30 protein-coding genes and 3 tRNA genes are annotated in these 26916 nt (G+C 29.4%); 5 read left to right on the top strand and 28 right to left on the bottom strand.

The genetic code is table 11. The features are described 5' to 3' along the window. From ACTT90_RS03190 to ACTT90_RS03085, 22 genes are all read right to left on the bottom strand, one after another. Positions 1-534 (bottom strand): biotin--[acetyl-CoA-carboxylase] ligase, encoded by a 534-nt coding sequence (locus ACTT90_RS03190; protein WP_440937402.1) that lies wholly within the window; start codon positions 532-534, stop codon positions 1-3. Then, positions 534-1952 carry an NADH-quinone oxidoreductase subunit NuoN gene (gene nuoN, locus ACTT90_RS03185; RefSeq protein ID WP_440937401.1) on the bottom strand — a complete coding sequence of 473 codons (1419 nt, stop codon included), beginning with the start codon at positions 1950-1952 and terminating at the stop codon, positions 534-536. The genes ACTT90_RS03190 and nuoN overlap by 1 nt, the downstream gene beginning before the upstream one ends. Position 1953: 1 nt before the next feature. Beyond that, a complete protein-coding gene (locus ACTT90_RS03180; RefSeq protein ID WP_440937400.1) occupies positions 1954-3429 on the bottom strand; it encodes an NADH-quinone oxidoreductase subunit M in 1476 nt (491 codons plus the stop codon). A gap of 3 nt (positions 3430-3432) precedes the next feature. After that, the gene (gene nuoL, locus ACTT90_RS03175; protein ID WP_440937399.1) at positions 3433-5343 is read right to left on the bottom strand and encodes an NADH-quinone oxidoreductase subunit L; all 1911 of its coding nucleotides are present in this window, start codon (positions 5341-5343) and stop codon (positions 3433-3435) included. Between the two features lie 4 nt (positions 5344-5347). Continuing rightward, positions 5348-5659, bottom strand: coding sequence for an NADH-quinone oxidoreductase subunit NuoK (gene nuoK / locus ACTT90_RS03170; protein WP_014953148.1), 312 nt, complete (start codon positions 5657-5659; stop codon positions 5348-5350). Then, positions 5652-6284 (bottom strand): NADH-quinone oxidoreductase subunit J, encoded by a 633-nt coding sequence (locus ACTT90_RS03165; protein WP_440937398.1) that lies wholly within the window; start codon positions 6282-6284, stop codon positions 5652-5654. The genes nuoK and ACTT90_RS03165 overlap by 8 nt, the downstream gene beginning before the upstream one ends. A 1-nt stretch (position 6285) precedes the next feature. Next, positions 6286-6771, bottom strand: a complete 486-nt coding sequence (gene nuoI, locus ACTT90_RS03160) for an NADH-quinone oxidoreductase subunit NuoI (RefSeq protein ID WP_440937397.1) — start codon at positions 6769-6771, stop codon at positions 6286-6288. A 2-nt stretch (positions 6772-6773) separates the two neighbouring features. Then, complete coding sequence (nuoH, locus tag ACTT90_RS03155; protein ID WP_440937396.1) at positions 6774-7772, bottom strand: NADH-quinone oxidoreductase subunit NuoH; 999 nt, start codon at positions 7770-7772, stop codon at positions 6774-6776. A 3-nt stretch (positions 7773-7775) separates the two neighbouring features. Further along, positions 7776-9815, bottom strand: coding sequence for an NADH-quinone oxidoreductase subunit NuoG (gene nuoG, locus ACTT90_RS03150; RefSeq protein ID WP_440937395.1), 2040 nt, complete (start codon positions 9813-9815; stop codon positions 7776-7778). Next, the gene (nuoF, locus tag ACTT90_RS03145; RefSeq protein ID WP_440937394.1) at positions 9808-11139 is read right to left on the bottom strand and encodes an NADH-quinone oxidoreductase subunit NuoF; all 1332 of its coding nucleotides are present in this window, start codon (positions 11137-11139) and stop codon (positions 9808-9810) included. The genes nuoG and nuoF overlap by 8 nt, the downstream gene beginning before the upstream one ends. After that, entirely contained in the window at positions 11132-11740 is a 609-nt protein-coding gene (gene nuoE, locus ACTT90_RS03140) for an NADH-quinone oxidoreductase subunit NuoE (RefSeq protein ID WP_440937393.1), read from the bottom strand. The genes nuoF and nuoE overlap by 8 nt, the downstream gene beginning before the upstream one ends. Beyond that, on the bottom strand, positions 11737-12912 hold the full coding sequence (locus tag ACTT90_RS03135) for an NADH-quinone oxidoreductase subunit D (protein ID WP_440937392.1): 1176 nt from the start codon (positions 12910-12912) through the stop codon (positions 11737-11739). The genes nuoE and ACTT90_RS03135 overlap by 4 nt, the downstream gene beginning before the upstream one ends. Next, on the bottom strand, positions 12896-13501 hold the full coding sequence (locus ACTT90_RS03130; protein ID WP_440937391.1) for an NADH-quinone oxidoreductase subunit C: 606 nt from the start codon (positions 13499-13501) through the stop codon (positions 12896-12898). The genes ACTT90_RS03135 and ACTT90_RS03130 overlap by 17 nt, the downstream gene beginning before the upstream one ends. Next, entirely contained in the window at positions 13501-14016 is a 516-nt protein-coding gene (locus tag ACTT90_RS03125) for a NuoB/complex I 20 kDa subunit family protein (protein WP_440937390.1), read from the bottom strand. The genes ACTT90_RS03130 and ACTT90_RS03125 overlap by 1 nt, the downstream gene beginning before the upstream one ends. A gap of 3 nt (positions 14017-14019) precedes the next feature. Next, positions 14020-14388, bottom strand: a complete 369-nt coding sequence (locus tag ACTT90_RS03120; protein WP_014953138.1) for an NADH-quinone oxidoreductase subunit A — start codon at positions 14386-14388, stop codon at positions 14020-14022. Positions 14389-14498: 110 nt separating this feature from the next. Further along, positions 14499-14575, bottom strand: a tRNA-Asp gene (locus tag ACTT90_RS03115). A gap of 13 nt (positions 14576-14588) precedes the next feature. Beyond that, positions 14589-14664, bottom strand: a tRNA-Val gene (locus tag ACTT90_RS03110). 48 nt (positions 14665-14712) lie between these two features. Next, positions 14713-17091, bottom strand: a complete 2379-nt coding sequence (lon, locus tag ACTT90_RS03105; protein ID WP_440937389.1) for an endopeptidase La — start codon at positions 17089-17091, stop codon at positions 14713-14715. A gap of 57 nt (positions 17092-17148) precedes the next feature. Beyond that, a complete protein-coding gene (gene clpX, locus ACTT90_RS03100; RefSeq protein WP_440937388.1) occupies positions 17149-18417 on the bottom strand; it encodes an ATP-dependent Clp protease ATP-binding subunit ClpX in 1269 nt (422 codons plus the stop codon). Between the two features lie 91 nt (positions 18418-18508). Further along, positions 18509-19120, bottom strand: coding sequence for an ATP-dependent Clp endopeptidase proteolytic subunit ClpP (clpP, locus tag ACTT90_RS03095; protein ID WP_440937387.1), 612 nt, complete (start codon positions 19118-19120; stop codon positions 18509-18511). 32 nt (positions 19121-19152) lie between these two features. After that, positions 19153-20586: a trigger factor gene (tig, locus tag ACTT90_RS03090; protein WP_440937386.1), complete on the bottom strand. Its 1434-nt coding sequence runs from the start codon at positions 20584-20586 to the stop codon at positions 19153-19155. Positions 20587-20595: 9 nt separating this feature from the next. Next, a tRNA-Leu gene (locus tag ACTT90_RS03085) sits at positions 20596-20680 on the bottom strand. A 103-nt stretch (positions 20681-20783) separates the two neighbouring features. Between ACTT90_RS03085 and ACTT90_RS03080 the strand changes: the two genes are divergently transcribed. From ACTT90_RS03080 to ACTT90_RS03070, 3 genes are read left to right on the top strand one after another with little or no spacing between them, the layout of a single operon-like run. Beyond that, positions 20784-21035: a DUF1289 domain-containing protein gene (locus ACTT90_RS03080; protein ID WP_014953133.1), complete on the top strand. Its 252-nt coding sequence runs from the start codon at positions 20784-20786 to the stop codon at positions 21033-21035. Then, positions 21028-21198, top strand: coding sequence for a hypothetical protein (locus ACTT90_RS03075; RefSeq protein WP_014953132.1), 171 nt, complete (start codon positions 21028-21030; stop codon positions 21196-21198). The genes ACTT90_RS03080 and ACTT90_RS03075 overlap by 8 nt, the downstream gene beginning before the upstream one ends. A gap of 43 nt (positions 21199-21241) precedes the next feature. Beyond that, a complete protein-coding gene (locus ACTT90_RS03070; protein WP_440930173.1) occupies positions 21242-21616 on the top strand; it encodes a hypothetical protein in 375 nt (124 codons plus the stop codon). Here ACTT90_RS03070 and ACTT90_RS03065 read toward each other — a convergent pair. Both ACTT90_RS03065 and ACTT90_RS03060 read right to left on the bottom strand, forming a co-directional pair. Next, the gene (locus ACTT90_RS03065) at positions 21613-21738 is read right to left on the bottom strand and encodes a hypothetical protein (RefSeq protein WP_014953130.1); all 126 of its coding nucleotides are present in this window, start codon (positions 21736-21738) and stop codon (positions 21613-21615) included. The genes ACTT90_RS03070 and ACTT90_RS03065 overlap by 4 nt on opposite strands. A 4-nt stretch (positions 21739-21742) precedes the next feature. Then, positions 21743-22300, bottom strand: a complete 558-nt coding sequence (locus tag ACTT90_RS03060; RefSeq protein ID WP_440937385.1) for a histidine phosphatase family protein — start codon at positions 22298-22300, stop codon at positions 21743-21745. A gap of 2 nt (positions 22301-22302) precedes the next feature. On the opposite strand from ACTT90_RS03060, the gene ACTT90_RS03055 reads away from it, so the two are divergent. After that, positions 22303-22983 (top strand): uracil-DNA glycosylase, encoded by a 681-nt coding sequence (locus tag ACTT90_RS03055; RefSeq protein WP_440937384.1) that lies wholly within the window; start codon positions 22303-22305, stop codon positions 22981-22983. Here ACTT90_RS03055 and ACTT90_RS03050 read toward each other — a convergent pair. Continuing rightward, entirely contained in the window at positions 22973-23395 is a 423-nt protein-coding gene (locus tag ACTT90_RS03050; protein ID WP_440937383.1) for a YbgC/FadM family acyl-CoA thioesterase, read from the bottom strand. The two genes, ACTT90_RS03055 and ACTT90_RS03050, sit on opposite strands and share 11 nt — an antisense overlap. A 56-nt stretch (positions 23396-23451) precedes the next feature. On the opposite strand from ACTT90_RS03050, the gene ACTT90_RS03045 reads away from it, so the two are divergent. Beyond that, positions 23452-23592, top strand: coding sequence for a hypothetical protein (locus ACTT90_RS03045; protein WP_440937382.1), 141 nt, complete (start codon positions 23452-23454; stop codon positions 23590-23592). A gap of 1 nt (position 23593) precedes the next feature. Here ACTT90_RS03045 and ACTT90_RS03040 read toward each other — a convergent pair whose 3' ends face one another. From ACTT90_RS03040 to ACTT90_RS03030, 3 genes are all read right to left on the bottom strand, one after another. Further along, positions 23594-24244 carry a DUF3047 domain-containing protein gene (locus ACTT90_RS03040; protein WP_440937381.1) on the bottom strand — a complete coding sequence of 217 codons (651 nt, stop codon included), beginning with the start codon at positions 24242-24244 and terminating at the stop codon, positions 23594-23596. Positions 24245-24454: 210 nt separating this feature from the next. Continuing rightward, on the bottom strand, positions 24455-25459 hold the full coding sequence (locus ACTT90_RS03035) for an alcohol dehydrogenase catalytic domain-containing protein (protein ID WP_440937380.1): 1005 nt from the start codon (positions 25457-25459) through the stop codon (positions 24455-24457). Between the two features lies 1 nt (position 25460). Next, entirely contained in the window at positions 25461-26915 is a 1455-nt protein-coding gene (locus ACTT90_RS03030) for a cytosine permease (protein WP_440937379.1), read from the bottom strand. Between the last annotated feature and the right edge of the window lies 1 nt (position 26916).

Here is a 26916-nt window from a genome sequence, read left to right as displayed (position 1 = left end):
TTAAGATTTATAGTACTTTGATAAAAATTTCTCAAAAGTTATTTTTAATTGATTTTGAAACATTTTTTTATCAATTTTATATTTGGTTAACTCTAATAAATTAGTTGTGGGATAATTCTTAATTTTTGGGCTTCTAATTAAATTCAATCCTATTCCTACAATCAAATAGTTTTGATCTAATTTTTCAATTTTTTCTTGTAAAATTCCACATATCTTTTTTTTTTTGATCAATAAATCGTTTGGTGATTTAAATGATATTTTTTTCTTATAGTACTTAGATATGACTTTCTTCACTAATAAACAATTTGTTTTAGTTAATTTGTTTATTGTAAAATTAATCTTCTCAAGTTTGTAAAATATAGTTAAAAAAATATTTCCCTTATATGAAATCCATTTTCTTCCATATTGTCCTTTTCCTTTTTTTTGTGTTTCTGTAATGATTATACCAAAATCAGTATCAGATTTTTTTAATATCCTTATTGCTGTTTGATTAGTGCTGTTAACTTTAACAAAATTAAATTGTTTTAGTTTCATTAAATAATATTAATTCTTGAAACTACATCAATTATTTGACTTGGGAAGATGAAGTAAATCAAAATCAATATTGTTGAAACTGTAAGAGAAAATTTTAACCAAAAGCTATGATCTGAATCATATTTTTCTTTTTCTTGATCAAAGTAAATTATTTTTATTATTCTCAAATAATAAAATGCTGCAATTACTGTTGATAGCAAACCAACTATAGCTAAGAAATACATTGATTGTTCAATTACTGCCATGAACACATAAAATTTAGCAAAGAAACCTGCTAATGGCGGTATACCTGCTAGTGAAAATAGTATCACCAAAAGTGATAAAGATAATAATGGATGATTTTTAGACAAACCTGACAGATCATCTAATGTTTCATAATATTGATCATTTCTTTTTAACATTAAAAGACAAGAGAAAAGTCCTAAGTTCATTACAAAATAAATTGTTATATATATTACTGAACTTTGTATTCCTTCATTGGTACCAGTTGTTAATCCGGCTAATGCATAACCAATATGACTAATTGAACTATAAGCTATTAGGCGTTTAATATTTTTTTGTCCGATAGCTGCTACTGCTCCAAAGACCATTGAGGCAATTGAAAGAAAGATTAATATCATTTGCCATTGGTCGATCAGATTAATAAATGGTACATAAAGAAATCTAATAAATACAGTTAATGCTGCAATTTTAGGAACAATTGTAAAAAATAAGGTTACTGATGTTGGAGAACCCTCATAAACATCAGGTGCCCACATATGAAATGGTACTGCTGAAATTTTAAATGCAAGTCCAACTAAAATAAACACAATACCAAAGGTGAGAGCATATTGGTCTGAGTCTAAATTGTTAGCAATTATTTCAAAATTTGTTGATCCAGAAAAACCATAAATTAATGAACAGCCATACAATAAAAGGCCTGAAGATAATGCGCTTAAAACAAAATATTTCAAACCTGCTTCAGAAGATTTTACTTCATCTCTGTTAAATGATGAAAGGACATATAATGATAATGATTGAAGCTCTAAACCAATATAAAATACAATTAAATCGTTCGAACTAATCATAACCATCATTCCTAAAACGGCACAAATTACTAATATTGGGTATTCAATCTTTAATATTTTAAAAGTTTTCAAATAATTTGAGGAAACAATTAGAGCCATCAAAGCAGCAATAATCGTTATAAACTTCATAAATGATGCTAAATAATCAATTACAACACTTCCATTGAACAACAATGTATTTTCAACAGTTAAGGTTTCGTTAAAAATGATACCACCAGTAATTAGTAATATTATTAAAGAAAAGTTATGAATAAGTTTTGAACTATCTTTTTTAAATACTCCTAAAATCAATAAAAACATTATAGCTAAGGATATAAATATTTCAGGTAATACTAAATTTAAGTTTTCCATATTAATTTATATTAAAGTTATACATATCTATTAAATTTTTAACAGAAACCTCAATAGTGTTCATTAAAGGTTCTGGATAAAATCCAAAAAATAAAGTTGGTATTGCTAAAGATATTAAAATTACAATTTCTGATTTATTCAAATCTGTTAGTTTTTTTAATTCTTCATTAATTAATTTTCCAAAAACTACTCTTTTATATAACCAAAGCATATAAGCAGCTCCTAAGATTACACCTAAGCTTGCTAAAACTGCCACTAAGAAATTGTCTTTAAACGCACCCATCAAAATCAAAAATTCTCCGATAAATCCACTTGTGCCTGGTAAACCTAAAGCAGCTAGAGTGAAAATCATGAATAATACTGTATATTTAGGAACTAAAGTTACAATACCTCCATAAGTGCTTATTAATCTTGAGTGCATTCTGTCATAAACAACACCCACACATAAAAAGAGTGCAGCAGAAACTAATCCATGACTTATCATTTGAATAATACTTCCTTCAATTCCTTGCTGTTGTATTGTGAATATTCCTAAAGTTACAAAACCCATATGAGCGACTGAGGAATATGCAATAAGTTTTTTCATATCTTCTTGTATTAAAGCAATTAATGATGTGAATATGATTGCTATAACACTTAGAGTATAGATTAATGGTGTAAATATTTCTGAAGCTTCAGGAAATAAACCTAGAGAAAATCTAATAAAGCCATATCCGGCCATTTTCAAAAGGATAGCTGCTAGTAAAACAGAGCCAGCTGTTGGAGCTTCAACGTGAGCATCTGGAAGCCATGTGTGAACTGGCCACATTGGAGTTTTAACAGCAAATGAACTGAAAAATGCTAACCATAATAAATTTTGATATTTAGTATCAATGCCTAGTTCATACAGTTTAACTACATCTGTTGTTCCATTTATCCAATAAATTGAAATTATTGCAACTAACATCAAGACAGAGCCTAAAAGTGTGTACAAGAAAAACTTAAATGCTGAATATACTCTTCTCGGCCCACCCCATATTCCAATGATTAAAAACATAGGAATTAATCCTGCCTCAAAGAATAGATAAAAAATAACTAAATCTAATGCGCAAAATACACCTATCATAAAACTTTCCATGATGAGAATTGCTATTAGAAAATCTCTAAGTCTATTTTTGACTGTATTATTTACTGAAAGAATACAAAGTGGAGTGATAAATGTTGTTAAAACAATGAATAATATTGAAATTCCATCAATACCTACTTTGTAATTAATAAAACCTTTAATCCATTGTCTATCTTCTACAAATTGAAAATCAGATGTTGTTGGGTCAAATTGATACCATAGATAAACTGAAATTAAAAAATTAACTATTGATGTAAATAAAGCTACATATTTTATTGTTTGATTATTGTTCGGTTTATCTTTTGAAAAAAATAAAAATAGTGAACCAATTGTTGGTAATAAAATTAATGAAGAAAGGATAGGAAAATTCATTTTTTATTTTACAATCAATAAAGTTAATAAAGCAGAAAAACCTAATAACATTACAAATGCATACTGATATATAAATCCACTTTGAAATTTATTAGCTTTTTGTGAAAACCTTTTTATTAATGAAGAAATGCCGTCAGGGCCAAAGCCATCAATAATTTTAACATCACAGAATTTCCAAAGAAAAGATCCTATTTTTTTTGAAGATTTGATAAACAGAAGTTCATACAATTCATCAAAATACCATTTGTTCTTTAAAAATTTATATAATGGCTGATTAACTCTTACTATACCATCAACTATCTCTTTATTCTTAACAAATAAATAATACGAGATAGGTATTGATAAAGTGACTAAAATCGGTGTTAGTAATAAAAACCATGTTGGTGGATGTTCTGAACTTAAAGGTTCTAAAAAAAATACAGAATTTTTCCAAAAACTGTCAACACCATTGCTAACAAACAAATCTTTAAATAGCATACCTGCAAAAATTGCCCCTATAGATAAAAGAACTAAGGGTATCAACATCACTAAAGGGGACTCGTGTGTCTCTGAAATTTTCATTTTCTTATTATTGTATTCACCATGAAAAGTTTTAAAAATTAATCTCCATGAATAAATTGAAGTTAAAAACGCAGTAAAAATTCCTATACCAGCAGCATAATATCCAACAGTATTGTCCCTTAAATAAGCAAATTCAATAATTGCATCTTTTGAATAAAAACCAGACAACAAAGGGAAACCCGTTAATGCAAGAGTGCCAATGATCATCATTGCATAAGTGTAAGGTAAGTGTTTCCATACACCACCCATTTCATTTATGTCCTGCTCATCTTTAAATGCATGAATTACAGAGCCAGATCCTAAAAATAACAGAGCCTTAAAAAAAGCATGAGTAAATAAATGAAACATTGCAATATTATAAGCTCCAACACCTGTTGCAAAAAACATGTATCCAAGTTGGCTACAAGTTGAATAAGCAATAATTTTTTTTATATCTGTTTGAACTATAGCTACTGATGCCGCAAAAAGAGCTGTTGTCATTCCTACTATAGTAATCAAATTTAATGCTAATTCAGAATATTCATAAATAGGTGAGCATCTAACTACTAAAAAAACTCCTGCAGTAACCATGGTTGCTGCATGAATTAAAGCTGACACGGGTGTTGGTCCTTCCATTGCATCTGGTAACCAAGTATGTAATAATATTTGTGCAGACTTACCCATCGCACCTATAAATAAAAGTAAACAAATTAAATCGATTGCATTGATATCAAATCCTAAGAAGTTTAAATTATTTTCTGTAATTGTGGGAATTTGTTCAAAGACTTCTGAATAATTTACAGTTCCAAATAAATAGAAAACTAAAAATATTCCTAAGGCAAAACCAAAATCACCTACTCTATTAACAACAAATGCTTTTATTGCTGCAGCATTGGCAGACTCTTTTTTAAACCAAAAACCAATTAGAAAATAAGAACATAAACCAACTCCTTCCCAACCAAAAAACAATTGAATAAAATTATCAGAAGTTACAAGCATCAACATGGCAAATGTAAATAAAGATAAGTAAGCCATAAATCTTGGTTTATGTGGATCATGAGACATGTATCCAATTGAGTAAACATGAACCAAGGCCGATACTGAAGTTACAACAACTAGCATTACTGCAGAAAGTGGGTCTATATTCATTGACCAATTAACATTTAATTCCCCAGAGTTAATCCATGTAGCAATTACAATATTTTCTTGAAAACCATCAACCATTACTTGATAAAAAATATAAATAGAGAACAATGCTGAAATTGATACTAATAAACTTGTTACAATTTCTGAATTTCTATCGCCTATAAATCTTCCAAAAAATCCTGAAATAATTGATGCAATTAAAGGAAGAAATATTATTGCTAATTCCATTTTATTATCCTTTTAATTTATCAATTTCTTCAACTCTAATTGTTCCAGAGTTTCTATAGTAAACAACAATAATTGCTAAACCAATTGCAGCCTCTGCAGCAGCAACTGTTAAAATAAAAAGTGTAAAGACTTGACCAGCAATATCATTTAAAAAAATTGAAAAAGACACTAAATTAATATTTACTGCTAATAGAATTAGCTCAATACTCATTAGTATTACGATAATGTTCTTTCTATTAAGAAAAATTCCAATTACACCAATTGAAAAAATTACAGCTCCAAGAGTTAAATAATGTCCTAGACCTATCTCAGCCATCTATTTTAACTCCTTTGTTAGATTCTACTTCAACAACATCAACACCTTCAGATCTTTCTCTTGATATTTGTTTAAAATAACTTTGTTTTTTAATACCTGATCTTTGTCTAAATGTAAGAACAATCGCTCCTATCATTGCAACAAGTAGTATCATTCCACTTAATTGGAATATGTGGATATAATCTGTATACAAAACAGCTCCTAATGAATGAGTATTACTTACATCTTGAGAAACTGAAATATTGCTTATTTCTAATAGGTCAGGTTTATATTTCCATCCACCAATAACTATGATTAATTCAAAAAATATAACTGTGCTTATAATTAATCCCATAGGTATATGACCTGAGTTTTCTTGGGATGCGAACCATTGATTTTTCTGTTGTGCAACATTAAGCATCATCACAACGAATAAAAAAAGAACGGCTACAGCTCCTACATAAACAATTAGCATTATCATGCCTAAAAATTCGGCACCAATCATAATAAATAGACAAGAAATACTAATAAAATCTAAGATTAAAAAAAAAACAGAGTGAACTGTGTTTTTAGAGACAGTCACCATTATTGCTGAAACAACTGCAATTATTGAAAATATATAAAAAAATATCGTGTGAGCTAGCATTTTATCTATATGGATTATCTGCTTTAATATTTGCAGCTAAAACATTCTCCCATCTGTCTCCATTTTCTAAAAGTTTTTCTTTAGTGTAATAGAGTTCCTCTCTAGTTTCTGTTGAAAATTCAAAATTTGGACCCTGAACAATAGCATCAACAGGGCATGCTTCTTCACATAAACCACAGTAAATACATTTCATCATATCAATGTCATATCTTGTGGTTTTTCTGCTTCCATCTTCTCTTTGAGCAGACTCAATGGTAATTGCTTGAGCAGGACATACTGCTTCACATAATTTACAAGCAATACATCTTTCTTCTCCATTGGGATATCTTCTTAAAGCATGCTCGCCTCTAAATCTTGGGCTAATTTTTCCTTTTTCAAATGGATAGTTAATAGTTTTTTTGGAAGAGAATAATTCTTTTATAGCAATCAATAATCCAGAAATAAAATCTACCATGAATATTGTTTTAAAAAATCTAGATAACTTCATAATTAATTTGTTGGTAAAAGGTTAAAATAAAATAAAAAACTAGCTGTTAATACAACATATATTAAGGACAATGGTAAAAATATTTTCCATCCTAATCTCATTAATTGATCATATCTATATCTGGGAACTATTGCTTTTACCAAAGCAAACAATATGAATAGTAATAGAATTTTCAATATTAACCAAATTGCACCTGGAACTAAATTAAATGGGTAAATTTCAATAGGAGAAAGCCAACCACCTAAAAATAAAATTGAACCTAATGCACACATTAACAATATGTTGGCGTACTCACCCAACCAAAACATTGCATACATCATTCCTGAATATTCTGTTTGATAACCAGCAACTAATTCTGCCTCAGCCTCAGGTAAATCAAATGGAGGTCTATTGGTTTCTGCAAGTGCTGAAATAAAAAATATCACAAACATTGGAAATAATGGGATAACAAACCACATATTTTGTTGTGCAATGACAATATCATTCAAATTTAATGAACCAACACAAAGTAATACATTTATGATAATTACTCCTATAGAAACTTCATAGGAAACCATTTGAGCTGCAGATCTAATTGAACCTAAAAAAGGATATTTTGAATTTGAAGCCCAGCCGCCCATGATTATTCCATAAACACCTAATGAAGAAACTGCAAAGATATAAAGAATACCAACATTGATATCTGCTAATACTTGAGTTTCGCTAAAAGGAATAACGGCCCAAGCAATTAATGCTAATGTCATAGTTACAATTGGAGCCAAAATAAAAATAACTTTATTTGAACTTGCAGGAATTATAATTTCTTTAAAAATGTATTTAAGCGCATCAGCTAAAGATTGAAGCAAGCCAAATGGTCCTACAACATTTGGTCCTCTTCTCTTTTGAACAAAAGCCCAAACCCTTCTATCGAGCCAAACAATCATTGCAACTGAAACTAATACTGGAACTAATAAAAATAGAATTTTATAAACTTCATTAAATAAAACATTAAAATATTCCATTTATTATCCTTCAGTCCCTGTTTTTTTAATTTCCATTTTAGAATTATTGCACTCAACCATAGTTTTTGATGATCTAGCAATCACATTTGAGAAGTAATAATCTTTTACATTTATATTAATTGTTTCATCAACAAAGTTACTTACTGAAACTTCAGAATTTTTATTTTTTTCTTTTTTAAGTTTTAAATAATTGAGCATGCTGCTTTCTAATTCATCTTTGTCGTTAAATAGTTTACGATTATTCATTTGTTCGGCTAAATTATTTATAATTTCCCAATCTTCCTTTGATTGATTTGGTGGATAGGAAGCTTTATATGCTTTTTGCAATCTACCTTCTAAATTTGTAAAATAACCTGATTGTTCTGTGTAAGCTGAACCTGGTAAAATTACATCTGCTATCTCCGCACCTTTATCTCCATGACTTCCAATATAAATAACAAATTCATTTGTTTTTTTAAAACTTAAATTATCTTGGCCAACAAGAAATACAATTTCGTACTGATTATTTTTTAAATTGTCTAAAATATTATTTTTAAAATATCCTTTTTCTAAATTAATTAAATCTAAATCAATGTTGCCAACTGTTGAGGCATCACATGTTAAAATATTAAATGAATTCCAATTATCGTTGATTTTATTATTATCTGTTAAAAATTTTTGTAATGAAGTCATTACATATTCAGAAGAATCAGATTTTAATAATGACTCTCCAATTATAATTAATGGATTTTGTGCATCTTTAATTAATTTTGAAACATCATGATTGTCTTCAATAATATTTTTGATTGTTGAAGTTTTTCCATCTAATTGAGTGTAAGGATAAGTTAAATCTCCAGCATCGTTTAAGGATATTATTTTTGTTTTATTATTTAGAAATGCTTTTCTAATTCTTGCATTAACTATTGTTGCTTCAAATCTTGGATTTGCTCCAACTAAAAATATTAAATCTGAATCCTCTATTCCATTAATTGTTGAGTTAAATAAATAATTTTTTCTATCAGAATTATTTATATATCTATCTTCTGATCTTGTTTCGTAAGCTTTTGTCTCTAAAACTCTATCAAAAAATTCTTTAAGTATAAATGATGTTTCCATGTTTGTTAGATCACCTACAAAACCACAAACTTTTTCTTTTGAAGTATTTTTTAGTTTATCGACAATTATTTTATTTACTTCATTCCAACTACTCTCCTCAAATTTTACATTTTTCTTTATGTAAGGTTTGTCTAATCTTTGATTTAATAAACCGTCACAAGCATATCTTGTTTTATCTGAAATCCATTCTTCATTTATATCCTCATTAATTATCGGTAAAACTCTTTTTACTTCCCACCCATAAGTGTCTACTCTAATATTGCTTCCTACTGCATCCATCACATCTACAGTTTCAGTTTTTTTTAGTTCCCAAGGTCTAGCTTCAAACACATAAGGTTTAGAAGTAAGCGCTCCAACAGGACATAAGTCTACAACATTTGCTGATAATTCTGACTGCATTGATTGTTCTAAGTATGTGGTTATTTGCATATCTTCTCCTCTACCAATCGCTCCAATTTCTGGAACACCGGCAATTTCAGTTGCAAATCTCACACATCTTGTGCAATGTATACATCTTGTCATCTGAGTTTTGATCAAAGGACCCATATTTTTATCTGGTACTGATCTTTTATTTTCTTTAAATCTAGATTTATCAACACCATAAAACATTGATTGATCTTGTAGATCGCATTCACCACCTTGATCACATACTGGACAGTCTAAGGGATGATTAACTAACAAAAATTCCATAACTCCCTTTCTTGCTTTTTCAACTTTAGGAGTATTAGTTTTTATATTCATTCCTTCAGCTGCAGGCATTGCACATGATGCAATAGGTTTGGGAGATTTTTCCATTTCAACTAAACACATTCTGCAATTTCCGGCTATAGAAAGTTTTTCGTGATAGCAAAATCTTGGAATTTCTACACCTGCTTTTTCACAAGCTTGAAGAACCGTTAAACCATCTTCTACTTCAACTTCAATGTCGTTAACTTTTAATTTAGGCATTTTTTTTATCCAATAAATGTTGATCAACTAAATATGGTATATCCTTGTTCTCACTAATAATTGGATCAAACTTATTTCGTTTCTCAACTTCTTTTTTAAAGTGTCTTAATAATCCTTGCACTGGCCATGATGAGCCTTCTCCAAAAGCACAAATAGTGTGACCCTCAATTTGCTTTGTAACATCCATTAACATATCAACCTCATCTCTAGACGCTTCTCCTTTAGCCATTCTTTCAAGCATTCTCCACATCCATCCAGAACCTTCTCTGCAAGGAGTACATTGACCACAACTTTCATGTTTGTAAAATCTTGCAATTCTTGCCATACACTTAATTATGTCTTGATCATTATTGATAACAACAATACCTGCTGTACCTAATCCACTCTTTTCAGCCATTAATGAGTCAAAATCCATTGTGATTGTGTCACAAATATTTTTTGGTAACAAAGGCATTGAGGAACCACCAGGAATTACAGCTTGTAGATTATCCCATCCACCAATAACACCACCTGCATGCGTTTCTATTAACTCTTTCAGTGAAATACCCATTTCTTCCTCAACATTACATGGGTTGTTCACATTACCTGATATACAAAATATTTTTGTACCAGTGTTTTTAGATTTTCCAATATTTGCAAACCATTTCCCACCTCTTCTTAAAATTGTTGGAACAACTGCTATCGTTTCTACGTTATTAATAATTGTTGGACATCCGTATAATCCAATTAAAGCTGGAAATGGAGGTTTTAATCTTGGTTGACCTTTTTTACCTTCTAAACTTTCTAGTAAAGCTGTTTCTTCACCACAGATGTAAGCACCTGCACCATAATGGATATAAATATCAAAATCCCATCCAGTGCCACTTGCGTTTTTTCCAATAACTTTATTTTCATATGCTTCATCAATAGCTTTTTGTAATTTTTGTCCTTCATTATAATACTCACCTCTAATATATACGTAACAAGCGTGAGCATTAACTGCAAAAGATGCTATTAAACAACCTTCAATTAATTTATGAGGTTCAAACCTCAAAATATCTCTATCTTTACAAGTACCAGGTTCGGACTCATCTGCATTAATAACTAAATAATGTGGCCTTGAACCAACCTCTTTTGGTGCAAAAGACCATTTTAATCCTGTAGGAAATCCTGCTCCACCTCTTCCTCTTAATTCTGAAGATTTAATTTCTTCTATTATCCATTCTCTTCCTTTAGCACAAATTTCTTTTGTATTCGACCAATCACCTCTTTTTAATGCTGATTGATAATCAGCACCACTATCATTATATAAATTTTTAAATATTCTATCTTCATCTCTAAGCATTTTTTACATCCAATAAAGTTTTTCTATTATTTTCAGGTTCTGAATTTAATCTTCCTCTAAATGAACCATGTTTAGGTGTTTTACCTGCTATTACATCATCTAAAATTTTTAGAGCTTTTTCTTTATCTAAATCTTCATAATAATTTTCATTTATTTGCATCATTGGGGCATTAATACAAGCTCCTAAACATTCTACTTCCATCCAAGAACAATTTTTTTCTTTAACTAATTCATTTTCATTTTCTGAAATTTTTTCTTTGCAAGCTTCTACAATTTTATGAGCACCTCTAATCATACAAGGTGTTGTAGTACATACTTGCACAAAATGTTTACCCACAGGTGAAAGATTATACATTGTATAAAATGTTGCTACCTCATAAACTTTTACATAAGGCATATCCAATAGTTTACCTATATACTTCATTGCTGATAAAGGGATCCAATTATCATGTTGTTTTTGAGCTATGTATAGTAAAGCCATTACTGCACTTTGTTGTTTTCCGTTTGGATATTTTGAAATTATTTTGTTTGCTTCATCTAGGCTATTTTTTGTAAATTCAAAATTTTCAGGTTGTTCTTTTGAAATTCTTCTTAATGTCATCTATCTACCTCTCCGAAGACGATATCAAGTGAACCAAGAATTGCAGGAACATCAGCCAGCATGTGCCCTCTAATTAAGTAATCCATTGATTGAAGATGAGAAAAACCTGGCGCTCTTATTTTGCATTTATATGGTTTATTCGACCCGTCAGAAATTAAGTAAACTCCAAATTCACCCTTTGGAGCTTCAACTGCAGTATAAATTTCATCTTTTGGTACTCGGTAACCTTCAGTAAATAATTTAAAATGATGTATTAAAGCTTCCATAGATTGCTTTAAATCTTTTTTTGATGGAGGACTTATTTTTCCGTCTAAAGATTTAATTGGTCCCTTTTCCATTTTTGATAAACATTGTTTTATTATTGATATACTCTCTTTCATTTCTTCAATTCTGCATAAATATCTGTCGTAGCAATCTCCATTTTTACCTACTGGTATTTTGAATTCTAACTGATCGTAACAGTCATAAGGTTGAGATTTTCTTAAATCCCAAGGAATACCAGAGCCTCTAATCATAACTCCAGTAAATGAATGATCTAACGCATCTTCTTTTGTAACTACACCTATATCAACATTTCTTTGTTTAAAAATCCTATTATCAGTTAGTAAATTTTCTAGATCATTTATTATTTTTGGAAAAGTATCACAAAATTTTGCAATGTCTCCTTCAAGACCATTAGGAAGATCTTGGTGAATGCCACCAGCTCTAAAATAATTTGCATGTAATCTTGATCCTGAAGCTCTTTCATAAAAAGTCATTAAGGTTTCTCTTTCTTCAAATCCCCATAATGAAGGCGTTAATGCACCAACGTCTAAAGCTTGAGTTGTGACATTTAAAATATGACTTAATATCCTGCCAATTTCACAGAAGATAACTCTTATAAACTGAGCTCTAATAGGAACCTCAACATCTAAAATTTTCTCAATTGCCAATGCAAATGCGTGCTCTTGGTTCATGGGAGCTACATAATCAAGACGATCAAAATATGGAACTGCCTGCATGTAAGTTTTATTTTCAATTAATTTCTCTGTTCCCCTATGCAGCAAACCAATATGTGGATCAGCTTTTTCTACAACCTCTCCATCTAATTCTAAAATTAATCTCAAAACACCATGTGCTGCTGGATGTTGTGGACCAAAATTTAAATTTAAATTTTTAATTTTTTTTGTCATTTTTTTCAGTTATTTCTTTTATATATTTTGTTCCTTCCCACGGACTTTCATAATCAAAATTTCTAAAGTTTTGTTCTAATTTAACTGGTTCTGTAACAACTTTTTTCATATCTTCGCTATATCTTACTTCTGTATGACCCGTTAATGGAAAGTCTTTTCGTAAAGGATGTCCTTCAAAACCATAATCTGTAAGTATTCTTCTTAAATCAGGATGATCTTTAAAATTAATACCATACATATCAAAAATTTCTCTCTCCATCCAATTGGCTGAAGGGAAAACAGATGTCAAAGATGGTATAATTTCATTTTCATTTATTAGATAACTTAAAATTATTCTCTGATTAAATTCATGACTTAGGAATAAGTAAACAACTTTAAATCTTTTAGAGTTTTCTGGATAATCAACTGCTGTTATGTCAATCAATTGTTTAAATTTTGTATCTTTATTTGTTTTCAGAAATAAAACTACATCTAGGAGGTCTTCTTTATCAATTTCAATATAAACTTGATTATGTTTTACAATTGTTGAATTAATTTTTGTAGTTAACTCCGAATTAATTTTTTTTTCTAAATCTATTGAGCTTAACATTATCTAGTTATTGAACCTTTGTTTCTAATTTTTTTTTGCAATTGCATCACACCGTACAATAAAGCTTCAGCAGATGGGGGACATCCGGGTACATACACATCTACTGGAACAATTCTATCACAACCTCTAACTACTGAATATGAGTAATGATAATAACCACCACCATTCGCACAGCTTCCCATAGAAATTACATACCTTGGTTCTGGCATTTGGTCATAAACTTTTCTTAAAGCTGGAGCCATTTTGTTTGTTAGAGTTCCCGCAACAATCATTACATCAGATTGTCTTGGTGATCCTCTTGGAGCAGCTCCAAATCTTTCCAAATCATATCTTGGCATTGCAGTTTGCATCATTTCAACAGCACAACATGCAAGACCAAATGTCATCCAGTGAAGTGATCCTGATCTAGACCAATTAATTAAGTTATCTAAAGATGTTGTAATAAAACCATTTTTTCCAAAATCTTCAGCTAATTGTTTAAATTCTTCAGGTACTTGATCTAACTTATTATTCATATTCTATTCCCAGTCTAACGCACCTTTTTTCCACTCGTAAATGAAACCAATTGTAAGGATAAATAAAAAAATCATCATCGATGTAAAACCTAAAATTCCAATACTTCCAAGTGATACAGCCCAAGGAAACAAAAAAGCAATCTCTAAATCAAATATAATAAAGAGTATTGCTACAAGATAAAATCTCACATCAAATTCCATTCTAGAATCTTCAAATGGTTCAAATCCACACTCATATGCTGATAGTTTTTCTGGATCTGGATTTTTAGGTGAAAGCACAAAATTAACCAAAACAAATGCACAACTTAAGCCAAGCGCAATTATTAAAAATAATATTATTGGTAAATAATCTTTTAAAAATTCGGATAACATTGAAATCTATATATCATTTTTTTTTACTTGATGAAGTGTAGATAGGTCACATTATTAGTTATAGTGAATAACAATTTGATGTTATTTTGTGTGCTTTTATAGGAATAAAGTGGCGGGAGTGAAGGGACTCGAACCCTCGACCTATCGCGTGACAGGCGATCGCTCTAACCAACTGAGCTACACCCCCACTTTTAGGTTTTTGGTGGGCAGTAAAGGACTCGAACCTTTGACCCCCTCGGTGTAAACGAGATGCTCTACCAACTGAGCTAACCGCCCAAAAACCAGCTACTAATACATCAACGATTAGAAAATGTAAATTAATTATTATTGAATACTTGCTTGTGATTTATCATCTTTTTTAGATAAATCTACTTCTACCCACTCAGTTTTTTTCAGTTCTTTTGTTAAAGCAATCTTTAAAACCTCATCAGCATATTCAACTGGAGTAATCTTGATTTCATCAATTATTTTTTTAGGCATGTCTACTAAATCTTTTTCATTTTCTTTAGGAATTAATACTTCTTTAATACCAGCTCTATGAGCTGCTAATAATTTTTCTTTTAACCCTCCAATTGCTAATACTTGTCCTGTTAATGTTACTTCACCAGTCATTGCCACATCTCTTCTTACAGGGATGTTTGTAATTGACGAGACAATTGAAGTTACCATTCCAATACCAGCTGAGGGACCATCTTTTGGAGTTGCTCCCTCAGGTACATGGATATGGAAATCTTTCTTCTCAAATATAGGTGGAATAATTCCATACTGCAGACACTTTGATCTTACAAATGATTTTGAAGCTTTAACTGACTCTTGCATTACATCACCAAGCTTACCAGTAATTTGCATTCTACCTTTGCCAGGCATGGTTACTGTTTCAATCTTTAATATTTCACCACCATATTCTGTCCAAGCAAGTCCCGTAACAATTCCTACTTTATCTTGCGATTCTAATTCACCAAATTTATATTTAGCAACACCAAGAAAATCTGAAAGATTCTTATTACTTATTGTCACTTCTTTTTCTTCACCAGCTACAACTTTCTTAACAACTTTTCTTGCTAACTTTGATATTTCTCTTTCTAAATTTCTAACACCTGACTCTTTAGTGTATCCTCTAATGACTTCTTTTATTAAGTCATCTTCTAATTTCATTTCGTTCTCTTTAACACCATTGTCTTTAATTTGTTTAGGAAGAAGATATTTGTTAGCAATACTGATTTTTTCATCTTCTGTGTATCCAGCTAATCTAATCACTTCCATTCTATCTAATAATGGAGGAAGAATATTTAATGTATTTGCAGTAGTTACAAACATGACATCTGATAAATCATAATCAACTTCCAAATAATGATCATTGAAAGTAACGTTCTGTTCTGGGTCTAATGCCTCAAGCAATGCTGAAGAAGGATCACCTCTATAGTCGTTTCCAATTTTATCTATCTCATCCAATAAGATTAAAGGATTTTTCGTACCAGCTTTTTTCATCATCTGAATAATTTTTCCTGGTAATGAACCAATGTAAGTTCTTCTATGACCTCTAATTTCTGCTTCATCTCTCATACCGCCAACAGATATTCTTACAAATTCTCTATTAGTTGCTTTAGCTATAGATTTTCCTAAAGAAGTTTTACCAACACCTGGAGGACCAACTAGACATAAAATCGGTCCTTTTATTTTTTCCATTCTTTTTTGAACAGCAAGAAACTCAACTATTCTCTCTTTAATTTTTTCCAAACCATAATGGTCTTTATCTAAAATATCTAACGCTTTAGCCAAATCTATATCTACTTCACTTTTTTTATGCCATGGTAATTCAGTCATCCAATCTAAATAGTTTCTAACAACTGTTGCTTCAGCTGACATAGGACTCATATTCTTTAATTTCTTAAGTTCTTGAAGACATTTCTTTTCAACTTCTTTAGGCATTTTCGCCTTTAGAATAGCTTTATTTAAACTTGTACTCTCATCCTTTCCATCTTCAATCTCACCAAGTTCCTTTTGAATGGCTTTCAATTGTTCATTTAAATAGTATTCTCTTTGAGTTTTCTCCATTTGAGTTTTAACTCTTCCTCTAATTCTTTTTTCAACTCCAATAATACTTGTTTCATTTTCCATAATCTTAATGATTGCGTTTAATCTCTTCTTAATATCTGCTGTTTCAAAAATCTGTTGTTTCTCTGAAATTGTAGCTGTTAAATGAGACGCAATATTATCAGCAATTTGCGATGGGTCTTTTAATTGTTTAATAGTATTTATTGTTTCGTTAGAAATTTTTTTATTTATAGATGTAAGTTTTTCTAATCTTCTTACTGCTGTAACAGCTAAAGGATATAAATCTTCATTTTTTTCATTCTCATCATTAAAGTGAGAGTAATCACAAGTGATAAATTTTTCATTATCTTTAAAATCTAAAATCTTTACTCTTTTAATTCCTTCAACTAGAACTTTGACTGTGCCATCAGGAAGTTTAAGTAATTGAAGAATGTTTCCTTCACAACCGTACATAAAGATATCAGTTTTTTTAGGATCATCTATTTCTGAATTTTTTTGTGTAACTAAAATAATTTTTTTTTCTTTTTTCATCACCTCATTAAGTGCTGAGATAGATTTATCTCTTCCAACAAATAATGGAATAACCATACTTGGAAACACAACGATGTCCCTTAAAGGTAATAATGGTAACGAATGCTTTACTTCCATGGCTTAAATATGGAGATTAAATTTAAATTTGCAATAGGTTTTTATTAGTTATTAAGACTAAGCAGCTGAAGTTTTGCCAGATTTTGACTTTGAATCACCTTTGGCATGTACGATTATAGGCTGAGATTGTCCTTTAGCTGCACCAGAATCAACTATTACTTCCTCAACATTATCCATACTTGGAAGATCATACATAGTTTTTAATAAAATATTTTCCAAAATCGAGCGTAAGCCTCTTGCCCCTGTTTTTTTTCTTATAGCTTTCAGAGCTATTTCCTTAAGTGCATTGTCTTTGAATATTAGTTTTGCACCATCTAATTTAAACAATTCTTGATATTGTTTTGTAAGTGAGTTTTTTGGTTCTTGTAAAATTTTGATTAAAGATTTTTCATCTAAATCTTCTAAAGTTGCAATCATAGGCAGTCTTCCAATAAACTCGGGTATCAAACCATACTTAAGCAAATCTTCTGGTTCCAAGGTTTTCATCCACTCACCAGTTTTCTTATCTTGAGTATTTTTTACATCCGCACCAAATCCAATTGAAGTACCTTTGTCTCTTTGTGAAATAATTTTATCTAAACCTGCAAATGCACCACCACAAATAAATAATATATTTGTTGTATCTACTTGTAAAAATTCTTGTTGAGGATGTTTTCTTCCACCTTGAGGAGGAACGCTTGCAACAGTTCCTTCCATAATTTTTAATAATGCTTGCTGAACTCCCTCACCTGATACATCTCTTGTAATTGAAGGGTTTTCAGATTTTCTACTTATCTTATCTACTTCATCAATATAAACTATTCCTCTTTGAGCTTTTTCTACATTATAATCCGCTGCTTGTAGTAATTTTAGAATAATATTTTCTACATCTTCACCAACATATCCTGCTTCAGTTAAAGTTGTTGCATCTGCCATTGTGAAAGGAACATCTAAAATTCTTGCTAAAGTTTGTGCAAGTAATGTTTTTCCACATCCAGTCGGACCAACTAACAATATATTTGATTTTGAAAGCTCAACATTTTTACTCGTTTTGCTCTCATAGTTTAATCTTTTATAATGATTGTGCACAGCTACAGATAAAACTTTTTTAGCATGTGCTTGGCCAATTACATAATCATCTAAAACCGTACAAATCTCTTTAGGTGAAGGTAAGCCATCTTGATGTTTTACAAATGTATCTTTACTTTCTTCTTTAATAATATCCATACATAACTCAACACATTCATCACAAATGAAAACTGTTGGGCCAGCAATTAATTTTCTTACCTCATGTTGGCTCTTGCCACAAAAAGAACAGTAAAGAATATTTTTATTATTTGTGTTCATAAATTTTTTTTAACGAATCAATAGTTATACTTTATTATAAATGACTCTCTTAGATCAAGTTCTATTGATAGTTGATTCAATATATTGTGTATTAAGATCTTTTTTCAACAACTTCGTCTATTAAACCAAATTGTTTTGCCGCATCTGCGGTCATAAAGTTATCTCTTTCTAAAGCAGATTTAATTTCCTCTACTGATTTACCAGTATGTTTTGAATAAATTTCATTTAATCTTTTCTTGAGAGATAAAACTTCGTTGGCATGAATTTCTATGTCTGTTGCTTGGCCTTGAAAACCTGCCGAAGGTTGATGAACCATAACTCTCGAATTAGGAAGTGAAAATCTTTTACCTTTGCTGCCCGCTGATAACAAAAAAGATCCCATTGAAGCAGCTTGACCAATGCATAATGTAGAAATTTCGGGTTTAATATATTGCATAGTATCGTAAATTCCCAAACCAGCAGTAACTAAACCACCAGGGCTATTAATATAAAGATAAATCTCTTTCTTTGGATCTTCCGCTTCTAAAAATAATAATTGAGCAGTAACTAATGATGCTACGTTGTCATTAATTTGACCAGTTAAAAAAATAATTCTTTCCTTAAGAAGTCTTGAATAAATATCATAAGCACGCTCACCTTTGCTAGATTGTTCCACTACCATTGGAACTAATGTATTCATATATTCAGATAAATTTGTTGTCATAAGTTGATTCTCTTTACTTATACAACTTGTGCTTACTTTTTGCTAACTTTTTTTGTTTTTGGCTTCGCTTTAGTTGTTTTTGCTGGAGCTTTCTTAGTAGGTGCTTTCTTAGCTGGGGCTTTTTTCTCTGATGATGTTTTTGGTTTTTCTTCTTTTGCTGAAGAAGATGTTTCAATTTTTTGACTTTCTTTTAATATTTTTTCAGCTTCATCTTTACTTACTTCTTTTTTATTAGTTTTAGCTTTTTCTTTTATAAGCGAAATAATTTTTTCTTCGTAAACAGTTCCTCTTAAACTTGAAATTGCAGATGGATTTTTTTGATAAAAATCCATAACCATTTTTTCTTGACCAGGCATCATTCTTACTTGTTTTTGAACTTCAGCTTGCAACTCTTGTTCTGTAACTTTTACTTGATTTTGCTCACCGAACTCATTTAAGATTAATCCAACCTTAATTCTTTTTTTTGCAATATCTTCAAAATTCTTTCTACTTTTTTTTGCATCTTCTTCTGACATTCCTTGTGATAAAATCTTTACTTCCTCTTCAATTAAATTTTCAGGAATTTCATCAACTTTAAATTTTTCAATTTCTTTTAAAATTTGATTCTTTGATAATCTTTCTAAAGAATTTTTGTATTCATCATTAATTTGTTTTGTAATTAATGTTTTCAAATCTGCTAAATCTTTAGCTCCTAAATTTTTTGCAAATTCATCATTAATTTCTACTGGTTCAGGTTTTTTAACTGCAGTAATTTTACATACAAATTTTGCTGTTTTATTAATTAAATCTTTTTCTGGAAAATTTTCAGGCAAAACAGCTTCAACTATTTTTTCATCATCCTTCTTAACTCCAGTTAACTGTTTATCAAATCCTTTTAAAAATAAATCTTTACCGAGAGTTAATTGTGTATTTTTACCCTCACTACCTTTAAATTCTTTTCCGTCAACTGTTGCTTTATAATCAAAGACAACAAGATCACCATCTTTTGATTTAACATCTTTATCTACATCTTTAAAATTTGGTTGATTTTTAGCTATCTCTTTAATTCTAGTGTCACTTTCTTTTTCATCAATTTTAACACTGTATTCATCAAATTTAATATTCTCTATATTCTTCACTTCTACCTTTGGAAGTTCTGTTACAGAAATTATATATTCAAGCTCTTTGTCTTCACCGTAAGTTTTTAAGTCTAATTTTGGTTGGCCAGCTGGTTTAATTTTATTTTCTTCTAAAGCTTTTGTTGATGTATCTTTTAAAACTTTGTCTAAAACTTCACCAAATATTGCTTTACCAAATTGTCTTTTTAAAATTTCTTTTGGAACTTTACCTGGTCTAAATCCTTTTAAATTTACTGTACCTTTAATTTCTTCATACTTTTCATCCATATATCCATCCATTGTCTTTTTATCGACGAATACCTTGATATCTTTATTAAGACCTTTTTTATTTTCTACAGTAACTTTCATAATTTTAAGTGGTAGGGCGAAAAGGACTCGAACCTTCACATGTTGCCATATTGGTTCCTAAGACCAACGCGTCTACCAATTCCGCCATCGCCCCACAAATTTAGTGGGTTTATATATTATTGAAACTATTTGTCCAATGACAATTCTAATGAAAAACGTTATTTTTTTTATATAAATACCAACTATATTTATTAATTATGATTATCTCACCATGCATAAGTATATGTCGAACTGACCCGAAAACAGGTTATTGTTATGGATGTGGTAGAAGCAATGATGAAAAAAAAATTTGGAAAGCAGAAGATACGACAGACGATTGGAAAGACAATAATATTAAAGAAATAAGATCAAGATTAACAGGATGGCAACTTGAAAGTTTCAATGAATCATATGAATACAAAATTCAAAATGGTATATCTTTATTTAAAAAAAAATTACTAAATGAATAAATCTACAATCTTAATAATTGTTTATATAGCAGGATTAGTATTTGGTGCATTAGTGCTAGATTTATGGAGCGCAAATACAAGTCCAAAGGCTTTAATAGGTATTATATGGACTGCTTTTCTATTAGTTGGTTTGTTCTTAGTTGAAAAAGATGAGAGACAATAAGTTTTTCATCTACTTATCTTTTATCACACTTTTTATATCTAAAGTGAGTATAGCAAATTCTGAAATTATTGAATTAAGTTCATGTGATAACTTCAAAGATGGTTTTTTAAAAAATGAATATATTCTTGATTTAGAGAAACTCACTATGACAAGAAATTATGTATTTAACGAAAAAACTTATCAAAGATATAGAATAACCGATTTAAGCACAAAGAAGAAAAATACTATAGAGAGCTTTATATATATTGAAGGAGAAAATATATTAACTGATAGAATGGGTTATCCTCAATTTTTTACACAATTGTTATTTAAAAAAGATAGCAAAGATATATTCATAAAAACTGTAATTAATAATGAAGAAGGTATTACAAAAATATCTTCTTGTAAAAATTTAGAGAGATATAAAAAAGAAAGCTAATTCTTTTTTTTATTTTTGGAAAATTTTGATTTCTTTGAATTAAATCTACTATTTGTAATATTGCTTCTATGTTTTGCGTAGGCTTGTTTTTGCGCTTGTTTCATTGCACGTTTTGAAGACATAATCTTAATAATTTATTTTAATACTTCCTACTTTATTAAATTTTTTATCAGAAACAACAATTTCTCCTGAAGAAGGTGCATAACCTAAAGCTTCGGTTATTACTACATAATGGGTTACTAAAACTAGATTTTTATTTCCATCCCAATTTTTAATATAACTTTTTAGATCTTTCATTTGTGGTTCACGGTTATGGGCAAATTTAGAGCTAAAAAAAGAATTTAAAAAATTTACTGTTTTATAATTTTTAAAAGCAAGTTTGGCTGTATCTTTACATCTGCACCAATTACTGGAAAGTACCTCATCAATCGGTATTTCATTAGATAAAAAAAAGTTTCCAATTTTTACTGATTGTTTTCTACCGTTATCATTTAGATTTCTTTGCGTATCACAATTGTTGATATTAAAATCTTCTGGATCTCCCCCACCAGGAGCATAAGCATGTCTTATAAAAATTAGATTTCCACCTTTTTGTAAAATATTTATAGTTTGATCTTTTTCATTTGCTTTTATTGAATTAGTAAAAGATAAAATAATTAATAATGTAAAATAAAAAATTCTCATTAATGAGTATTAAATTTAAAAATCTTAATAAAACAATAATTAATTGTAAAAAATGTCCACGACTAAATAAATTTATTAAAAAAATTGCTAAAGAAAAAAGACCTCAAAATATTAACGAGAAATATTGGGGTAAACCTGTTACAGGTTTTGGCAAAGAGAATTCAAAACTAATGATTATAGGTTTAGCCCCTGCTGCTCATGGTGGCACAAGAACAGGAAGGGCATTTACAGGAGATAAATCAGGAGATGTATTATTTGAGTGTCTTTATGATGCTAGAATTTCAAATCAAAATTATTCAAAAAATTTAAATGATGGATTAAAATTAAAATATACTTATGTGACAAATGTTTTAAAATGTGTACCTCCTGAAGATAAACCCAAAATCAATGAACTCACAAATTGCTCCAATTATTTCAATTCAGAAATAGAAAGTCTTAAAGCATTAAAAGTAATTGTGACACTTGGAAAAGTTGCTTTTGATAATTGTGCTAAAATTTATAAAAAAAAGTTTAATCAATTAGAAAATTTTAAATTTAAACATGGTAAAAAATATTTATTACCAGATGATAAAATTATTATTGCTTGTTATCACCCAAGTCCAAGAAATATAAATACAAAAGTTGTCACAAGAAAAATGATTACTAATTTATTTGTTGAGGCTAAAAAAATTGCTAAGTTTTAATGCTGTCACAAAAATATGGTTTAAATTGTGAATAAATTTCATCTGGAATTTTAACTGGTTTTCCATTTTCATTTACAAAAACCAAGTGTATTTGCGCCTCAACAATTATTTCCTCATCTCTTGAAATAATCTGGTTCATAAAAAAAGAAGTTTTTGTAATTGATTTGACAAAAGATCTAATCTTTAACTCATCTTCAAGATTTGCAGATTTTTTATAATCAATATTGCATGATTTAACGATTATTAAAGAATTAAATTTTTCCTTAATTTTTTTATTACTATAACCTATAGAAAATAATGCTTCGGTTCTGGCTCGTTCTAAAAATTTTAAATAATTTGCATAATAAACTACCCCACCTGAGTCGGTATCTTCATAATAAACTTTTATTTTATGAAAAAAATTTTCGTGCATAATTAATTATATCAAAAAATTAAACAAATTATACAAAGTAAGATATAGTCTCAGGTATGAATGTATTTATAGTTTGGTTAATTTTGGTCATTGCATGGAATTTTGGTTATCCAAATGCTACACCTTTGGAAGATGTTGTGATCGCTGTATTGTTATCTTTCCTTTCAATTATATTAAAAAAAAAATTTAAGATGTAGTTTACTCTGCCGAGAAAAAAATATCTTGGTAATAAGCGACTGAGTTCAATTTAGAATTATCTGTGTCAGCCATTAAAGCCACACCATCTAAATTTTTAAGATCTAAATCATGTAATTGTTTAAATAACTCTTTTACATTTACTTTTGCACTAACCCACTCGTTTAAATGTTCTTTTGTTGATGATAGGACATAGTCAATTGACTTACTGAAATATGGGCTTGGCCAAAATTTATTTACATCCTCATTACTAGAAAATACAAAATTTATAGCTCTATTAGATAAAGGTGTAGCACCAGTTTTTTTTACAACAAACATTCTAGCCGCAAAATCATGGCCTTTTTTACTTTTTTCATCTATTCCTGATAAATCCTTTTCAACTTTCCAAGTTATGTTTAAAAATGGGGTCTTTTCTAAGTCTATCTCAATTTCTTTTCCTATTCCTGATCCACCATTTGAAGATACTGCTTTAAGAAAATTTCCATTATCATTATTTCCAACAGAAAAAATAGTCTTGTTTTTTGCTCCTCTAACCTTTTTTTCTTCAAGATTAGACAGTTCACTCTCAGTAAATTCAAAAACTTTTATAACCTCTCCATAAGATGGGGAGGATAAAAATAAAAGACCAAAGACTAATAATATTTTTTTGAACATGTGATGCTTATATTAAAAATTTATTTAATTTCAACATTTAGACATAATTTAAACATTCAATCTTCAAAATTTTTTTCTAAATATGACTTGTGAAGACAATCTCAATTTTTATACTTTTAATTTATTGGTCAGTAATTCTTTTTGCACCTGTGGTATCTAAAGATTTCAAATTAAGCAGAGCTAAATATAGTAAAAATGAAACTTATTTTTCTAAGGTAACAGAATAATTTTAGGCGCAATACATGTTCCATCATGGATCTGTCTAAACGCATCTCCACCATTTTTTAAGTCTCTAAATTCAATCCAATTTAATGGTCCAATCTCTTTTTTTGATAAAATTGATAATGTTTGCTCAAAATCTTTGTTTGTATAACAATAAGTACCAATAACAGTTACTTCTTGGAGTGTCATTTTTCTAAAGTTAAAAGTACCAGCTGGTTGAGTAAGCCCTATATGAATAATTGAGCCGCCTGGCTTCACCACTTCAATTGCTTGTTGTCTTGATATTTCTAAGCCTACTGTATCAAATACGATATCGAAGCTATTGCTTTGAATTTCTTTATGGTTAGGAGCAACAAAGTTTGCATCTAAATACTTTGAACACTCATCTAATCTAAGCTTATTAGGATCAGATAAAGTAATATTTTTGTTACCTTTAATTTTTGAGAGTATCAATCCACAAAGTAATCCAATAGCACCCCCGCCTTGAATTAAAGTACGGCACTCAGATAATGGTTTTTTTAATGATTGTTCACCAATCAAAACAGCATGTAATGAAACAGCTGTAGGTTCTGCAATAGGTGCATCATTTTTATCTAAACCATCGGGAATTTCATAGATATTTTTATCAGGTGTTGAAACATATTCAGCAAACACCCCTTGTCTTTCTATAGGTTTGCTCATACCCAAAATCATTCTCTCTGGGCACAAATGTTCTCTTCCTGATTTGCAATACTCACATTTCCCACATGTAATTAAAGGATTTAATACAACATCTTTGCCTTTGAATTTTCCATTTTGAACTTCACCACTTACTTCATGACCAAGTATTAATGGTGGAATTCTTCTTTCGTCATGACCATGATAAGCATGCATATCAGATCCACAAATACCTGAGGCATGCACTTTTAAAATACTTTCCCCATCAACTTCAATTGGATTTTGTTCTTCACGGTAAACTAGTTCTTGAGTTCCTGTGTAAACTAATGCTTTCATATTATTTTTTCGCTAATAGATAATAGGTTAAAGAAGTTATAAATGCACCAATTATCCATGAAAAAGATTGAAGATACATCAAGTTATAATTCCAAATAGTTGATGCAGCAAATACAAAACCTAAAATTAAACAATAAATTGCTTTAAGATGCCAACCGTTAGAGAAATAATAAGTAGAATTTTTTTCTATTGAATAAATATCCTTGCTTACAATTTCTTTATTTTTAACAAGATAATAATCAGTGATCATTAAACCAAACAATGGACCAAAAAAAGATCCAAACGTATCAACAAAAGCTAAAATTCCTATTTGACTAAAAAGAGGTAACCATAATATGCCAATTAATAAACCTAAAATTGAAATCACATAACTAGAACTTTGTAAATTCAATTTTTTTGGTAAAAAATTGATTAATGTAAATTGGCAAGGTATAAAATTTGCAACTAGATTTGTAGATGCTGAGGCAAATATTATAAACAATAAAGCTATTACCGTTAATTGAATGTTATTAAATTTACCAATAATATCTGTTGGATTAGTAAGTATCTTAACGATGCTATTTGCATCATCTTTAAGAAAAATATCTGATCCAATAGTTATAAAAACAGCAAAGAAAGAAAATATAACCAAATTAATTAAAATTGATAAGTTTCCTCTACTCAATTCTTTTTCATTTTTTACATATTTTGAAAAATCACCAAAACTCAATATCACGATTGAAAAGTAAGCAAAAACCGTTCCACCAACTGTTAGTAAAGGAATTATACTTTGACTTGATAAAAAACCTCTAAAATTTAAGCTCTCTAAAAAAACATTAAGTGTCAGTTTTATATCGCTAAAAAAAACTATTAAGAAAAATAGTATTAAGCCAGAATAAACAGTTATAGCTGAAAGTTTTATAATTTTTTTACTATATACGACACCATATTTAAAAAAATATGTCTGTAAAATAATTGTAATAATAATTGAAAACCAATCAATTATATTAAGACCAGAAAGAAAAATCAAAAATATATCTTTATTTAAAAACTCATTATCAATTGAAAAAAACAATATCCTTATCAAGTAGCTAAAAGCTTTAGATAAAAAATAAGTTTGTATACCAAACATAAAAATGCCAACTAAAAATCTTAAACCACCAAAATATTTTGCCCCTCTGAAACCAAGTGAGGTTCTCAAAAGTACAACAAAAGGAATTCCATGTATTTGAGAAGGTTTGCCTATTAAATTACAAAAAAACCAAACTAATATTGAGCCAAGTATAGATCCTAAGAAAACAACACTAGTATTTAGTTGGTATATTAAATAGAGAGATGCAATTAATGAGAAACCTATTACACTTTGAATATTTACACCCCAATAGTAAAAAAGATCCTTCCAATTCCAAGATTTATCACTTGGATTTGTTGCTACAAGCTCCCAATTAATAAGTTCATTTTTATCTGAATTCGCCACA

Origin of the sequence: Candidatus Pelagibacter sp., assembly GCF_052049935.1 — a bacterium.
GTDB lineage: Bacteria > Pseudomonadota > Alphaproteobacteria > Pelagibacterales > Pelagibacteraceae > Pelagibacter.
This window is presented reverse-complemented; position numbering and strand designations above follow the sequence as displayed.